Source organism: Halomonas organivorans, from assembly GCF_014192055.1.
Lineage (GTDB): Bacteria > Pseudomonadota > Gammaproteobacteria > Pseudomonadales > Halomonadaceae > Halomonas > Halomonas organivorans.
This window is the reverse complement of record NZ_JACHXM010000007.1, coordinates 57,715-71,966: the sequence shown is the minus strand read 5'-3', so window position 1 is coordinate 71,966 and position 14,252 is coordinate 57,715. Positions and strand designations below refer to the sequence as shown.

Here is a 14,252-nt window from a genome sequence, read left to right as displayed (position 1 = left end):
CCTGTCGGGGAGGAGAACGACCATGAGCTATACCATTGCCCTCAACTTCGAAGACGGGGTGACCCGTTTCATCGGCTGCAAGGAAGGCGAGACCGTGCTCGATGCCGCCTACCGGCAGAAGGTCAACCTGCCCATGGACTGCTCCGACGGCGTCTGTGGCACCTGCAAGGGCCACTGCGAGCAGGGCTCCTTCGACCTGGGCGACGAGTACCTGGAAGACGCGCTGTCCGACGAGGAGGCCGCCGAGGGCCAGGTGTTGACCTGCCAGATGGTGCCGTCGACCGACTGCGTCATCCAGGTGCCGGTGGCCTCGACCCTGTGCAAGACCGCGGTCGGCAAGCTCGAGGGCACCGTGGCCACGGTCGAGCAACTCTCCGAAGACAGCATCGAGCTTTCCATCGACCTGGACGAGGGCGCCGAGTTGGCCTTCCTGCCCGGCCAGTACATCCATATCGACGTGCCGGGGACCGAGGAACACCGTTCCTACTCCTTCAGCTCCCGGCCGGGCGCCGCGCGGACCACCTTCCTGATCCGCAACGTGACGGGCGGCCTGATGAGCGGCTATCTCACCGAGCAGTGCAAGCCCGGCGAGCGCCTCGGCCTGACCGGGCCGATGGGCAGCTTCTATCTGCGCGAGCTGACCCGACCGGTACTGATGCTGGCCGGCGGCACCGGCCTGGCGCCCTTCCTGTCGATGCTCGAGCAGCTGGTGGAGAAGGGCTGCGAGCAGCCCGTGCACCTGATCTACGGCGTCAACAAGGACGACCACCTGGTCAAGACCGAGGTCCTGGACGCCTTCGACGAGGCGCTGCCGAACTTCACCTACTCCACCGTGGTAGTGGACGAGGCAAGCGACCATCCCCGCAAGGGCTACGTGACCCATCACATGGACGCCGAGGTGCTGCATGACGGCGACGTCGACGTCTACCTGTGCGGGCCGCCGCCGATGGTCGACGCCGTGCTCAAGCACTTCGACGAGCAGGGCATCGCGCCGCAGAGCTTCCACTACGAGAAGTTCACGCCCAACCAGGCACCCGGGGAGGCCGCATGAACCGTCAACGTTTCCAGGACCGGGTGATGGTGATCACTGGTGCCGCTCAGGGCATCGGCCGGCGCGTCGCCGAGCAGGCGGCCGCCGAGGGGGCTCGCCTGGCGCTGGTGGATCGCGCCGAGATCGTCCAGGAGGTGGCGGCCGAGCTGAAGGCGCAGGGAGCGGACGCCATCGCGCTGCAGGCCGACCTGGAAACCTGGGAAGGCGCCGAGCGCGTGATGCGCCAGGCCAGCGAGCACTTCGGTCGGATCGACATCCTGATCAACAACGTGGGCGGGGCGATCAATTTCAAGCCGTTCACCGAGTTCACCTCCACCGAGATCTCGGCCGAGATCACCCGCTCGCTGATGCCGACGCTGTGGTGCTGTCGCGCGGTGCTGCCGACCATGGTGGCTCAGGGCAGCGGGGTGATCGTCAACGTCTCGTCGGCGGCGACACGCGGCATCCACCGCATTCCCTATTCGGCGGCCAAGGGCGGCGTCAACGCCATGACCGCCTCGCTGGCCTTCGAGTATGCCGAGCACGGCATCCGCGTGGTGGCCACCGCCCCCGGCGGCACCGAGGCGCCGCCGCGGCGCATTTCGCGAGGCACGCCCGAACCGCGCAACGAGACGGAGCAGGCCTGGTTCCAGGCCCATATCGACCAGACCAGGCAGAGCTGCCTGTTCGGCCGCTACGGCACCCTGGACGAGATGGCCGCGCCGATCCTGTTCATGGCATCGAGCGAGGCCAGCTACATCACCGGCAGTGTGTTGCCGGTGGCCGGCGGCGACCAGGGTTAGGCCTCGCTGAAAAGGCCTGCGCTCGGCTATACGGTGTCAAAAACCGGCGCCAAGTGCTCGTTTACGGCTCGTGAACTCGTACGCGAGCCCGGTCCGCCTTCTCGCCGATTTTTTCCTTGTCTAGCCTTCGCTCGGCGACTTTTCCGTCGTGGCCAACCCGTTAACGCCATAGCGCCAGCAAAGCGAAACGCCGTCCCGACAGGGGCGGCCTTCGACAGCAAGCCCCTGATACCAATGACAACAACACCTGGAGTACAGCATGAAACATATCGAGAAGGGGGTCAGCCTGCGGCATGCGCCAGCTGACTTCATCCGCGACCTCAACGTCGACAACGTCAGTGCGGGCTTCGTGGCCGGCATCTTCGGCCTCAGCGCCGGCGTGATCCATATCAGCGCCGGCACCGCCGCGGGGCTCGACCCCCACTTCATCATGATCTGGGTCATCAGCTATCTGATGATCAACGGTTTATTCGGGCTGTTCATGCCCGCCTACTATCGGCTGCCGCTGCCGATGGCCAACTCCATTCCCGGGGCCCTGCTGTTCGCCGCGATCATCCCCGTGGTGGGCGTGGAGGCGGCGCTCGGCGCATCGCTGATCGCCGGCGCCATCTCGCTGGTGGCGGGATTGGCCGGGGTGATGGGCATCGTCATGAAGCTGATTCCCATGCCGATCGTGATGGGCATGGTCGGCGGCATCCTGCTCAAGTTCGGCCTCAACATGGTCGCTCCCCTGGAACACGCCATCCTGCCGGCGGCGATCATGATCCTGGCCTTCTTCCTGGCGGCGCGCTTCCTGCGCCGGGTGCCGCCGCTGATCGTGGCCATGCTGGCCGGTATTGCCTACATGGCCTATGCCGGCGTCGATCTCTCGGGCATCGAGTTCTCGGTGACCTTCCCCGAGTTCATCGTTCCCGAGTTCACCCTGGAGGCCTTCCTGGCCTACGGCTTGCCGCTGGCACTGATCCTGATCGGCATGGAGACCCCCGCCGGCGTGGGCCTGGTCAAGGGCATGGGCTACAAGGAAGTGCCGGCCAACGCCATCACCGCCGTGGGCGGCTTCGGCACCATGATCTCGGCCTTCTTCAACCTGCACAGCACCTGCATCGCCGCGCCGATGACCGGTATCTGCTCGTCGCCCGAGGCCGGCAAGCCTGACAAGCGCTGGGTGGCGGCGGTGATCGCCGGGGCCATCTTCGTGGTCGGCGCGCCCTTCTACGGCTACGTGGTCAGCCTGATCGAGGCCATGCCGGGCTACTTCATCGCCATCGTCGCCGGGCTGGCCCTGCTGCGGGTGATCACCTCGGCGATGCACATGACCTTCTCCGGCAAGCATGAGATGGGCGGACTGTTCTCCTTCTTGATCGCCGCCTCCGGGCTGCAGATCCTGGGCATCGGCTCCTCCTTCTGGGCCCTGGTGCTGGGGGTGTTCGTCTCGCTGCTCTTCGAGACCAAGGACTTCGAATTCATTCGCCGGGTCGCCCACGAGCCCAGCGCCTGACGGCAGGCCTTCGCGCGATAGGCGCTGCTCAGGTTATCCTCCGTTGGCCCGTCGTTGTCTGTCAGCACGGGCCTTTTTTCTTTTCGTGGTGTCGCCGGCCCGGCGCCACCGCCCCCCTGCCCAAGGAACTCGCCATGCGACGCTTCAAGGACTGGTCGATCCCCGCCGTCACTGCCGGCTTCGTGGCGGTGCTGGTCTCCTATGCCGGCCCGCTGGCCATCTTCTTCCAGGCTGCCCAGAGCGCCGAGATCTCGCCGGCGATGATGACGTCATGGGTCTGGGCGATCTCCATGGGGGCCGCCGTGTCCGGCATCGGCCTCAGCCTGTGGCTCAAGGTGCCGGTGGTCACCGCCTGGTCGGCACCGGGCACGGCGCTACTGGTGACGCTGTTTCCCGAGCTGTCGCTCGGCGAGGCGGTGGGCGCCTACCTCACCGCGGCGGCGGTGATCCTGGTGATCGGCGTGACCGGCTCCTTCGACCGCATCATACAGCTGATCCCGCCCGGCATCGCCAGCGCCATGATGGCGGGCATCCTGTTCCAGTTCGGGGTCGGCGTCTTCGAGTCGCTGGCCACGGTGCCGGCGCTGATGATTGGCATGCTGCTGGCCTACCTGGTGTTCAAGCGCCTGACGCCGCGCTACTGCCTGGTGTGGCTGTTGGTCGTCGGCGTCGGCCTGGCAGTGGTCCTGGAAGGCGCGAGCCTCGAGGGCGTGACCCTGCAGCTAGCCTCGCCGACCTTCATCGCGCCCGAGTGGACCTGGCAGGGCACGCTCGGCCTGGCCATCCCGCTGGTACTGGTCAGCCTCACCGGGCAGTTCCTGCCGGGCATGGCGATCCTGCGCACCTCCGGCTACAACACGCCGGCCCGGCCGATCGTCACCGTGGCCAGCCTGACGTCGCTGGCCACTGCCTGCTTCGGCGGTATCACCACGGTGATCGCGGCGATCACCGCGGCGATCTGCACCGGCGAGGATGCCCATCCTGACCGCGACAAGCGCTACGTGGCGGGGATCGCCAACGGCCTCTTCTACCTGGTCGGCGGCACCTTCGCCGGCACCATCGTGCTGCTGTTCACCTCGCTGCCCGGCGAGTTCGTGGCGGTGCTGGCGGGCCTGGCGCTGATCGGCGCCATCGCCAGCAACGTCAGCGCCTTCACCGCCCAGAAGGATCACCTGGAGGCCTCGGTGATCACCTTCCTGGCCACGGCCTCCGGGGTGAGTTTCCTGGGCCTGGGGTCGGCCTTCTGGGGCGTGGTGGTCGGCGCCATCGCCTACAACCTCTTGCATCGCCGCTTCGCCGGCAAGAAGGCAGAGGAACGGGCGTCCGACGGCGCTCGCTGAGCGCCGAGGAAACCGTGCCGGAGCGCCGGACCGCCGGACCGTCATCCCTCCGCGAACATCTCGTGGATCAAGCGCCGTAGCCAGCGATTGCCGGCGTCCTGGTGGAAGCGCCGGTGCCAGAACAGGTTGATCGGCACCTCGGGCAGCGCCATGGGATGCGGCATGGCGTGCAGCCCGAAGCGGTGCGCGGTGGCCTCGGCCAGCTTGTCGGTGACGGTGACGATCAGGTCGGTGCCGCTGACGATATAGGGCACGGCCACGAAGTGCGGCAGCTGAAGTCGCACCGGACGGGCGATGCCGGCCTTGGCCAGCAGTTCCTCGACCCGGCCGTGACCGGTGCCCTTGGCCTCCACCACGATGTGCCGGGCCGCGGTGAAGTCCTCCATGGAGAATGCGCGCTGCGCCAGGGGATGATCCTCTCTCATCAGGCAGACGTAACGCTGCACGAATAGCCGCTGCTGGTAGAAGCCAGCTCCCAGTTGCGGGATCAGGCCCACCGCCAGATCGATGTGTCCTTCCTCCATGTCGTGCGGCAGGTCGCCGAGCTCGCTGCGCACGGTGCAGAGCGAGACGTGCGGAGCCAGTGCCGCCAGCCGTGACATCAGCCGGGGAAGGAAGTAGATCTCGCCGATATCGCTCATGGCGACCTGGAAGCTGCGCCGGCTGGTCGCGGGATCGAAGTCTTGGCTCAGGTTGAGCGCCTCCTGCAGCCCGGCAAGGGCCTGGGCGATCGGTTCATGGATGCGCGTGGCATAGGGCGTGGGCATCAGGCCTCGCGAGGTGCGCTCGAAGAGCTGGTCGCCCAGCAGCTTGCGCAGCCGTTTCAGGGCATGACTGATCGCCGGCTGGGTCAGGCCGAGCTGTTCGGCGACCCTCTGGGTGTTGCGGCGCTGATAGAGAAGGTCGAACACCACCAGCAGATTGGTATCGATTTCCGACAGCTTGCGCATGATGGCTTCGTCTCCGGGAGGGGCAGCGACAGGAGGGCAACGCCGAAGCGTCGATCGCCCTAGACCATGGTCGATAAGGGAGCGTGAGATTGGTCGCTAAGCAACTGGTTTGTCGTGATATTAACCCTGTTTATTCACGACATGAAGGTGGCTTCGTTGTGAGTCATATCGGTAGGCGCCTAGCGTGATGGGAGACCATCCATCCCCTGACAGGAGTGACTATCATGCCGACCCACAAGACCCCCGCTCAGCCCGACACTCGGCAGCCCCGCCAAGCCCGTCTGCGCATCGGTATCGTCGGCGGCGGCATCGGAGGCGTGGCCCTCGCCGTCGCTCTCTCCCGACGTTCGGACCTGGAGGTTCATCTGTTCGAGGCCGCCGAGCGTTTCTCGGAGATCGGCGCCGGGGTTTCCTTCGGACCCAATGCCGTACGGGCCATTTCGCTGCTGGGCCTGGAAGCCGCCTATCGACGCATCGCCGACGCCTCCCCGGCGCCCTGCGAGGATGTCTGGTTCGAGTGGCGACGAGGTCGGGACGAGGCCTATTTGACCGCCTCATTGGCCCCGGGCTGTGGCCAGTCCTCGGTCCATCGCGCGGACTTCCTGGATGCCATCGTTGCCCACCTGCCCGCGGGCATCGCCCATTTCGGCAAGCGCTGCCAGGCCGTGGTTCAGGATGCCGAGGGCATCAGCGTGAGCTTTGCCGATGGCAGCGAGTTCCGGGGTGACCTGCTGATCGGCTTCGATGGCATCAAGTCGGCGGTGCGCGAGCATGTGCTGCCCGTGGCGGACTTCGGCGAGGTCGGGCCGCGCTGGAGCGGCACCCAGGCCTATCGCGGGCTGGTTCCCGTCGAGCGCCTGCGCCGGGCGCTGCAAGAGGCGGGCTGTGACGAGCGGCTGGCCGTGGTGCCGCAGATGTACCTGGGCACCGATCGCCATATCCTGACCTTCCCGGTGAAGCAGGCGGCACTGATCAATGTAGTGGCGTTCGTCACCGACCGGTCGTGCCCGGAGCCCCAACTGCCGGAGGGTGCGCCCTGGGTCGTGGAAGTGAGTCAGCAGGCGATGCTCGAGGACTTCCCCGGCTGGGGCGCCGCATCCAAGGCGATTCTTGGCTGCATCGATCAGCCGACCCGCTGGGCCCTGCACGAGCTGCCCGAACTGCCGCGCTACGCCCGCGACCGGGTGCTGATCGTGGGCGATGCCGCGCATGCGATGTTGCCCCACCAGGGCGCCGGGGCCGGCCAGGCACTGGAGGATGCCTACGTGCTGGCCGGCCTGCTGAGCGACCCGCACGCCGAGCGTAACAATGTCGCGGCGGTGCTGGCGGCCTTCGAGGCGGCGCGTCATGCGCGTACCCGCCGAGTGCAGGCCACGTCTCGGGAAGCCGGGGATGTCTACGAATGCCGTGGCGATGGCATCGGCGCCGACGAAGCGCGCCTGGCGGCGGACCTGGAGCGACGCTTCGACTGGCTCTGGCAGCATGATCCACGTGACGATGTGGCCTTGGCGCGTCGCCGGCTGAAGTGGCCGACGCCGGCAGTCGCCGTGGCGGGGGATACGGAGCTGCCGACGACCTGATACGGACCTGACTGTCACGCCAACGATCGTTGGCGTGGCACCCGTAGAAGACCTGAGGCGTGCAGGAAGGGGAGATGATGTTAGACTAACGTCTAACGACTAAGGTATAATGCCTCGACACTCATCGACACAGGCATGAGATCCCATGACGACTTCAACCGCCCGTCCCTCCCTGCTCAAGCGTATCGGCAAGGGTGCCTATCGTGTACTGGAAGTGATGACCGAAAGCGCCTACCGCGGTTTCCAGGCTCGGATGCCCTACGCCTACATCTGATGCTCCCGTAGTGCATGGCGCCTGAGCCTGGCGTGCGCATCTCGCGCCCGTCGGGCCGCGTCCCGCGGGCTGCCCGGTAGCCGCCTGATGGCCGCGTCGAGAAACGTCGCATTTCTGCTCCCGACGTCCCTCTCTTCCCATGGAGCGACACCTGTCCTCGCCGCTCCCGCCCATACGACGTCGACATGACGGTCTGATACCGCGTCTGTGGAACATCGGCCGCCGAGGTGCCCTTGGCAGCCTGGCGACCGGGTCGTATGATGCTCGGCACGCCGGTGTAGCTCAGCTGGTAGAGCAACGCACTCGTAATGCGTAGGTCGGTGGTTCGAGTCCACTCACCGGCACCAGGCACACGAAGACCGCCACCCGAACGGGTGGCGGTTTTTTGTGTCGTGAGCGCGGGCGCGTCAGTAGGCGTAGTCGCGTCCTGCCGCCTTGGCGCGTTCCCGGGAGCTGGGATTCACCGAGGCGCGGAATGGCATCTCGCAGACCACGGCGTCGACCGGCTGGCCGGGGATGTCGAGGAACTCGTCGGGCAGCCAGGCCACCAGCACGGTCCCGACCACCGCCGACGCCACCGGCACGTAGGCCATGGCGATGTTGGTGCCGAGCTCGGGGGAGTACCAGGGCGAGGTGATCCATCCGCTGGGGGCGCTATCGGCATCCGGGCCGACCAGCCAGAAATCCGGCGCATAGTCCTCGATGGGGCGACCGCCGAGCTTGAGCCCCACCAGTTGGTGGGTGAAGGGCGGTGTGCCTTGCTGGACCAGTTCGCGGGTACGCTCCAGGGCGTCGCGGCCGATATAGTCCGCCTCCTTGGCCTTGGGGACCATGTGGCCGAGATTGCACTGGAAGGGATTGGTCTCGTGATCCAGATCCTGGCCGTAGGAGAGGATGCCGGCGGCGATGCGCCGGTGGTGGGCCGGGGCGATGACCTTGAGGCCGTATTTCTCGCCCTTGGCGAGGATGGCGTTCCAGACGGTCTCGGCATGCAGGCTGGAGTCGAAGGCATAGACCTCGTAGCCCTTCTCGCCGGAGAAGCCGGTCTGGGAAATCAGCACCTCGGCCCCCTCGATGGTGCCTGCCATCAGACCGTAGTAGGGCACCTCGCGCACGGCTTCGCCGACCAGGTCGGCGATCAGGTCCTCGGACTTCGGGCCCTGCACCTGCAGCGGGCTGACGTCGATCTCGTCGATGGTCACGTCGTAGCGCAGCCCGTGATTGATGCCCTTGAACCAGTAGGCCAGGTCGGAATCGCTGATGGTGAACCAGAACTCGTCCTCGGCCACGCGCAGCATCACCGGGTCGTTGAGCACGTGGCCCTGCTCGTCGCAGAGCACCACGTAACGTCCCATCATCGGCGGAACCCGGGTCACGTCGCGGGTGCAGACGTAGTTGCAGAAGGCCTCGGCATCGGGCCCCTTGACGCGTATCGGTCGCTCGACGGCGACGTTCCACAGGGTGACGTCGTTGACCAGCGCGCGGTATTCCTCCATGGCCCCGCCGTCTTCGGGGCGCACGTAGGCGCGTGGATGGTACATGCGGTTGTAGACGGTGGCCTTCCAGCAGCCGGCTTCGACCGAGAGGTGCCAGTAGGGCGACTTGCGCACGCGGTTGGAGATCAGCATCTGGATGCCCGGGTCGCCGCTCTGGCGCAGGTTGACCGGCACCAGACGGTCGCTCTGGTCGATGGAATCCTGGTAGTTCACGTTCGCTCGATGGGACATGGCTCGGCACTCCTCGCCCGTTCGTTGCCATAGGGGCAGCGAGGGGCGATAGGCGGCCATTCGGGACCGTCGACGAGGCACCCTCGATCCTGACCCGCGCGGCGGCGACCGTCTGCAAAGGTCGCCGCTATTTTCAAGGTAGGCAGGGCGTTAGTCGCCGGTGTTCCGGTGACGACGCCGGGTTTCCCGGCGACGACACGGACAGGGGCGCGCAAGGACGGCGGGGGCTATTTCACTGATGCGGAGCGCGCAGGCGCGTCAGTCCCTCCTGGGCGCTGGAAGCCACCAGGCGCCCCTGGCGATCGTAGATACTGCCGCGAGTGAAGGCGCGGGCGCCGCCGGCCCAGGGGCTGTCCATGTCGTAGAGCAGCCAGTCGTTGACGCGGACATCGCGATGGAACCACAGGGCATGGTCGAGGCTGGCAATCTGCAGGCCGGGATCTCCGAAGCCGATGTCGTGAGGCACCAGGCCGGTGGTCAGCAGGTTGAAGTCGGAGCTGTAGGCCAGCAGGTAGCGATGCAGCGCGGGATCCTCGGGGAGCTCCCCGGCCAGGCGAAACCACAGCCGCTTGCGTGCCGGCTGTCCGGGCTCGGAGGCGTCCAGCACGTGGCGAAACTCGATGGGGTGGCCGGGGAAGCGCAGGCTCAGGTCGGCTTCGTCGAGCGTTTCCGGAGCGGGTACGTCGGGCATCTGCGGCTGGTGATCGAGGCCCATTTCCTCACCGTGGAAGGAGGCGCTGCAGAAGAATATCGGGCGTCCCTTCTGGATGGCGGTAACCCGGCGGGTAGTGAAACTGCGGCCGTCGCGCACCGCATCGACCTGATAGACGACCGGTCGGCTGGCATCCCCGGGGCGCAGGAAATAGCCGTGAAGCGAGTGGACGCGCCGGCTGGCGTCCACGGTATGGGTGGCGGCAGACAGCGCCTGGCCGAGCACCTGGCCGCCGAACAGCTGGGGCAGGCCCAGGTCCTGGCTGCGGCCGCGGAACAGGTTTTCCTCCAGGGGTTCGAGGCCCAGCAGATCCACCAAGGCGTTCAGGGCATCGTTCATTGCGGGTATCCTCCTGGGGGCATGGCGCTCGATGGCGCCAGGATGTCATACGCATGTTTCATGGCGATCAGTTTACGGGAGTCGACGGCGATGCGCAGCGACGAGTTCTACATGCACCGTGCCCTGGACCAGGCTCGCCTGGCCGGGGAGGCCGGCGAGGTGCCGGTGGGCGCGGTGGTGGTGGATGCGGCCGGGGAGATCGTCGGCGAGGGGTACAACGCCCCGGTGGCCGACCACGACCCCAGCGCCCACGCCGAGATACGCGCCCTGCGCGATGCCGGCGCGCGCCTCGGCAACTACCGCCTGGATGGCTGTACCCTCTTCGTCACGCTGGAGCCGTGTCTGATGTGTACCGGGGCGATCATCCACGCGCGCCTGGCCCGGGTGGTCTATGGCGCCGCCGAGCCGCGCACCGGCATGGTCGAGTCGCGCGCCAACCTGTTCGCCCAGCCCTGGTACAACCATCGGGTGGCGGTGGAGGGCGGTGTGCTGGCTACCCGGGTGTCGAAGCTGCTCAAGGCCTTCTTCGCCGAACGCCGTTCAGACACCACCGGTGGATAGCCCGGGGCGCGGCGAGGCCCGCTCGACCCGGTCACGCCCGCGGGACTTGGCGCGATACAGGGCCTCGTCGGCGTCCTGCAGCAGGTCGTCGGCGACCAGCGATCCCGTTTCCAGGGTGGCGACACCGACGCTGAGGGTCAGGGGCGCGCCATCCCGATGGCGCAGCCCGGACTCGGTCAAGGCGAGCCGCAGCCGCTCGGCCACGGCCGCTGCGCCATCGGCATCCTGGCCCGGCAGGCAGGCAACGAACTCTTCGCCGCCGAAGCGGGCGAAAACGCCCCCCGCCGTCTCGATCACTCCTTGACCCAGTCGGCCCAGTTCGGCGAGGTAGCGATCTCCGGTCAGGTGGCCATGGCGGTCGTTGATCAGCTTGAAGTGATCGACGTCGCACAGCAGCACGCTAAGCGGCCGGGTCTCGGCGTGTTCCGCCAGTACCTGCATGAAGCGGCGGCGGTTGGGCAGGCGGGTGAGGTCGTCATGATCGGCAAGCCACTCGATCTCCCGCTGCAGCTGGGTGCGGCTTCGTACCTCGCGGCGCAGCTCGCGGTTGGAGCGGCGGACCTGGCGATGCTGCACCAGCATGCGGTGTCGGGCGAACAGTGACAGATAGAGCAGGTAGGCCAGCGACAGTCCTGCCGTCAGGGTGATGCCCGGCAGTCGTGAGCGGTGGGCGAGCAGGGTGTCGCGTCCGGGGCGAGTGACCAGAGTCAGCGGCAGGCCGCTGAGGTCCAGCATCGCGGCATGGCGCCAGGGGCCCTGGCGCTCGGCGGGCCCCTGATAGGCGAGCAGTCGTTCGCCATCGAGCAGCGACAGCGCCGTGGTCTCGGGGCCGACCTGGCGGAACAGGGTGTCGGCCATTGCCTGCAGGCCCACCACCACGCCCACGGCCCCCAGGATCCGGCCGCTGTCGTCCTGAATCACCGGCAGGTAGTGTATGAGGCCGGGCTGCTCCTGCAGCAGGCTGATGATGCCGGTGCGGCCGACGCGTCCGTCGTGAAGCGCCCGGCCCAGGGCTTCGCGCCCCTCCGGCTGGGCGTCGAACAGGCGAGTGTCGAGCAGCTCGTTGTTGATCCTGGACCCCGGGTGCACGCGCAGGATGCGGCTGTCCGGGGTGATGAAGGCGATGTTCAGGAAATAACGAAAGTCATGGTGATACAGCTCGGCCTGATGGGCCCACTGCGTGGCGGTGGGCGGTGAGTCGCGCCAGCTCCACGAGGCCGTGAAGCGACGCATGGCGGCCAGATGAGCGTTGATCTCGGACGATAGTCGACCGGCCAGGCGCTGACCCTGGGCTTCGATGTCGGCTCTCAGCCGAAGCTCGTCGGCCTCGCGCTGGTGGTGCCACAGTGCCAGCGTCAGCAACGCCAGCAGCAGCGAGGGCCACAGCGCACGCTGGATGCTGCCGCGGCTGGCACGCCAGCCGCCGAGGATATCGACCGACTGGCCGAGCAGCAGACAGGCCTGGGCGACGAAAACCGGCCCGTTGGCGGTCAGTGGCAGCAAGTCGTGGTCGTGGACCTGCTCGATGGCCTGGCCCACCAGCGACAGGGCGGCGACTCCCAACAGCAGCGGTGCGCCGAGGTTGGCACGGGTACGCACCAGCAGCACCAGCCCGAGCAGCGTCAGGCACAGCATCACCAGCAGCGGAGGGCGCCAGTCATCGATGTAGCTGCCCGGCATCAGGTGGGTCGCCCAGCGATTCCAGCTGGCGTGTGCCACCCAATGCTCAGGCAACAGGTAGCTGAGCAGGCTCAGGACCAGCCAGCCCAGTGCCGGCCACAGCAGCAGTCGCGACATGCGCAGGCGACGGCCGTGCCAGGCCAGCTGGCTGGCGCTGAGCAGGCCGCACAGGAGGACGCTCGCCGTGCTTCCCGATGCCTGGGAGCCGCCGGCCAGAAGGCCGAGCAGGGCCACCAGCAGGGCGACGACCGTCAGGGGCAAGGCGATGACACGGTGCCTCATGCTCGGCCCTCAACCGCTCGGCGGGACCCGGTCGAAGAGGCCATCCTCCTCGGACAGCGATCGCCGGGCGTTGAGCTGGTGGAATTGCTGTCGGCTGCGGTCCACATAGGCGAGGATCTCGTAGTAGCGGCGGACGTTGCGAACATAGATCACCGGCTCACCGCCGCGAGCATAGCCGTAGCGGGTCTTGCTGTGCCATTCGCGCTGTTGCAGCAGCGGCAGAGCCTCGCGGACATCGCGCCAGGCATCGGGATCGCCGCCGCGCATCTCGGCGATGCGGCGGGCGTCATAGAGGTGGCCCAGGCCCACGTTATAGGCGGCCAAGGCCATGAACAAACGGTCCTCCCCGGTGATCGATGCAGGCAGTCGTTCCTTCAGCTCGCGCAGGTAGCGGGCGCCGCCGTCGATGCTCTGGGCCGGATCGAGTCGGTTGTCGACGGCGAGGTCGGCGGCGGTGGCGTTGGTCAGCATCATCATGCCGCGCACCCCGGTAGGCGAGGTGGCGTCGGGACGCCAGTGGGACTCCTGGTAGCCCACCGCCGCCAGCAGCTTCCAGTCGAAGCCGCTGGCTCGGGCGGCGGCACGGAACAGGCTGTCGTACTTCGGCAGTCGTTCGTGGACGTGGCCGATGAAGGTGCGGGCGCCGACGTATTCCAGATAGTCGTCGCGGCCCAGGTAGCGGGTCTCCAGGCGGGTCAGCAGGCCGTTGCCCTGCAGCCCGTCGAGGAAGCGGTTGGCTTCGCGCAGCAGTCCCAGGCCCTGGCCGGTGGGGAAGGCCCAGGCCAGCGATAGCGGCCGACCGAGCCGAAAGCCATCCTCGACTTCAGGAAAGAACAGCCGGTTGAGGCGGAACTGGTGCTCGAAGACCACGGCGGCGTCCAGCGATCCGTCGGCCACCCGGCCAAGCAGCGCCGAGACCTCGATGTCGTCGGATTCCTGCCAGCTCAGCCAGGGGTGCTCGTCCTGCAGTTCGCGCATGACCCGGTCGGTCCCCGTGCCGCTCAGCGTGCCGATCTCCAGGCCCTCGAGATCGTCGAGCTCGCTCGGTGGCGGCAGGCCGCGGCGATAGACCAGCAGGGGCTGCAGCGGCATGATCGGCCGGCTGTACATCAAGCCGTCACGGGTCGGGTCCAGGGGCAAGGCCGCGGCGCCCAGGTCGCCTTTCTCGCGTACCGCTTCGAGGACTTCGTCGATGTTCTGGTCGGCGTCGAGGTTGAGGCTGACGCCGAGATGGTCGGCGAAGCGTCGCATCAGTTCGTACTCGAAGCCGGTCGGGCCCTGGCGGCCCTCGTAGTAGGTGGTGGGCGTGTTGCGCGTCTGGATGCTCAGGAAATCCCGTGCCAGCACGTCCTCGAGCAGTGGCCCGGGAGTGCGGTTCGGTCGGTCGGTAAACAGCCAAAGCCCCAGCAGCACGCAGAGGGCCGCGTAGCCTCGCCGCCGGCGACGGAGGTGATCGAGCAAGGATGACAGCATAGT

Annotated in this window: 12 protein-coding genes and 1 tRNA gene; 8 read left to right on the top strand and 5 right to left on the bottom strand. The window is 67.3% G+C overall.

What is annotated here, in order from left to right; all coding sequences use genetic code 11:
• Positions 1-22: 22 nt before the first annotated feature.
• The 4 genes from benC (at position 23) to FHR96_RS09410 (ending at position 4,671) form a co-directional block, all read left to right on the top strand.
• Entirely contained in the window at positions 23-1,051 is a 1,029-nt protein-coding gene (gene benC, locus FHR96_RS09425; protein WP_183387422.1) for a benzoate 1,2-dioxygenase electron transfer component BenC, read from the top strand.
• Complete coding sequence (benD, locus tag FHR96_RS09420) at positions 1,048-1,833, top strand: benzoate diol dehydrogenase BenD (RefSeq protein WP_183387421.1); 786 nt, start codon at positions 1,048-1,050, stop codon at positions 1,831-1,833. Before benC ends, benD begins: the two co-directional genes overlap by 4 nt.
• A gap of 259 nt (positions 1,834-2,092) precedes the next feature.
• On the top strand, positions 2,093-3,331 hold the full coding sequence (locus tag FHR96_RS09415; RefSeq protein WP_183387420.1) for a benzoate/H(+) symporter BenE family transporter: 1,239 nt from the start codon (positions 2,093-2,095) through the stop codon (positions 3,329-3,331).
• Positions 3,332-3,465: 134 nt separating this feature from the next.
• Complete coding sequence (locus FHR96_RS09410) at positions 3,466-4,671, top strand: benzoate/H(+) symporter BenE family transporter (RefSeq protein WP_183387419.1); 1,206 nt, start codon at positions 3,466-3,468, stop codon at positions 4,669-4,671.
• Positions 4,672-4,712: 41 nt separating this feature from the next.
• On the opposite strand, the gene FHR96_RS09405 is transcribed toward FHR96_RS09410, so the two are convergent.
• Positions 4,713-5,621: a LysR family transcriptional regulator gene (locus FHR96_RS09405; RefSeq protein WP_183387418.1), complete on the bottom strand. Its 909-nt coding sequence runs from the start codon at positions 5,619-5,621 to the stop codon at positions 4,713-4,715.
• A gap of 224 nt (positions 5,622-5,845) precedes the next feature.
• Between FHR96_RS09405 and salA the strand changes: the two genes are divergently transcribed.
• The 3 genes from salA to FHR96_RS09395 all read left to right on the top strand — a co-directional run bounded on the left by salA (position 5,846) and on the right by FHR96_RS09395 (position 7,822).
• Positions 5,846-7,201, top strand: coding sequence for a salicylate 1-monooxygenase (salA, locus tag FHR96_RS09400; protein WP_183387417.1), 1,356 nt, complete (start codon positions 5,846-5,848; stop codon positions 7,199-7,201).
• 145 nt (positions 7,202-7,346) lie between these two features.
• Entirely contained in the window at positions 7,347-7,475 is a 129-nt protein-coding gene (locus FHR96_RS22590; RefSeq protein WP_281378388.1) for a hypothetical protein, read from the top strand.
• A 271-nt stretch (positions 7,476-7,746) separates the two neighbouring features.
• A tRNA-Thr gene (locus FHR96_RS09395) sits at positions 7,747-7,822 on the top strand.
• Positions 7,823-7,882: 60 nt separating this feature from the next.
• On the opposite strand, the gene FHR96_RS09390 is transcribed toward FHR96_RS09395, so the two are convergent.
• Both FHR96_RS09390 and FHR96_RS09385 read right to left on the bottom strand, forming a co-directional pair.
• Positions 7,883-9,202: a glycine cleavage T C-terminal barrel domain-containing protein gene (locus FHR96_RS09390; protein ID WP_183387416.1), complete on the bottom strand. Its 1,320-nt coding sequence runs from the start codon at positions 9,200-9,202 to the stop codon at positions 7,883-7,885.
• 232 nt (positions 9,203-9,434) lie between these two features.
• Positions 9,435-10,253, bottom strand: coding sequence for an acyl-CoA thioesterase (locus FHR96_RS09385; RefSeq protein WP_183387415.1), 819 nt, complete (start codon positions 10,251-10,253; stop codon positions 9,435-9,437).
• Between the two features lie 90 nt (positions 10,254-10,343).
• Between FHR96_RS09385 and tadA the strand changes: the two genes are divergently transcribed.
• Entirely contained in the window at positions 10,344-10,814 is a 471-nt protein-coding gene (tadA, locus tag FHR96_RS09380) for a tRNA adenosine(34) deaminase TadA (RefSeq protein WP_221195762.1), read from the top strand.
• On the opposite strand, the gene FHR96_RS09375 is transcribed toward tadA, so the two are convergent.
• Together FHR96_RS09375 and mltF are read right to left on the bottom strand one after the other, a co-directional pair.
• Entirely contained in the window at positions 10,794-12,776 is a 1,983-nt protein-coding gene (locus FHR96_RS09375) for a GGDEF domain-containing protein (protein ID WP_183387413.1), read from the bottom strand. The two genes, tadA and FHR96_RS09375, sit on opposite strands and share 21 nt — an antisense overlap.
• Before the next feature lie 9 nt (positions 12,777-12,785).
• The gene (gene mltF / locus FHR96_RS09370) at positions 12,786-14,249 is read right to left on the bottom strand and encodes a membrane-bound lytic murein transglycosylase MltF (protein ID WP_183387412.1); all 1,464 of its coding nucleotides are present in this window, start codon (positions 14,247-14,249) and stop codon (positions 12,786-12,788) included.
• Positions 14,250-14,252 lie beyond the last annotated feature (3 nt).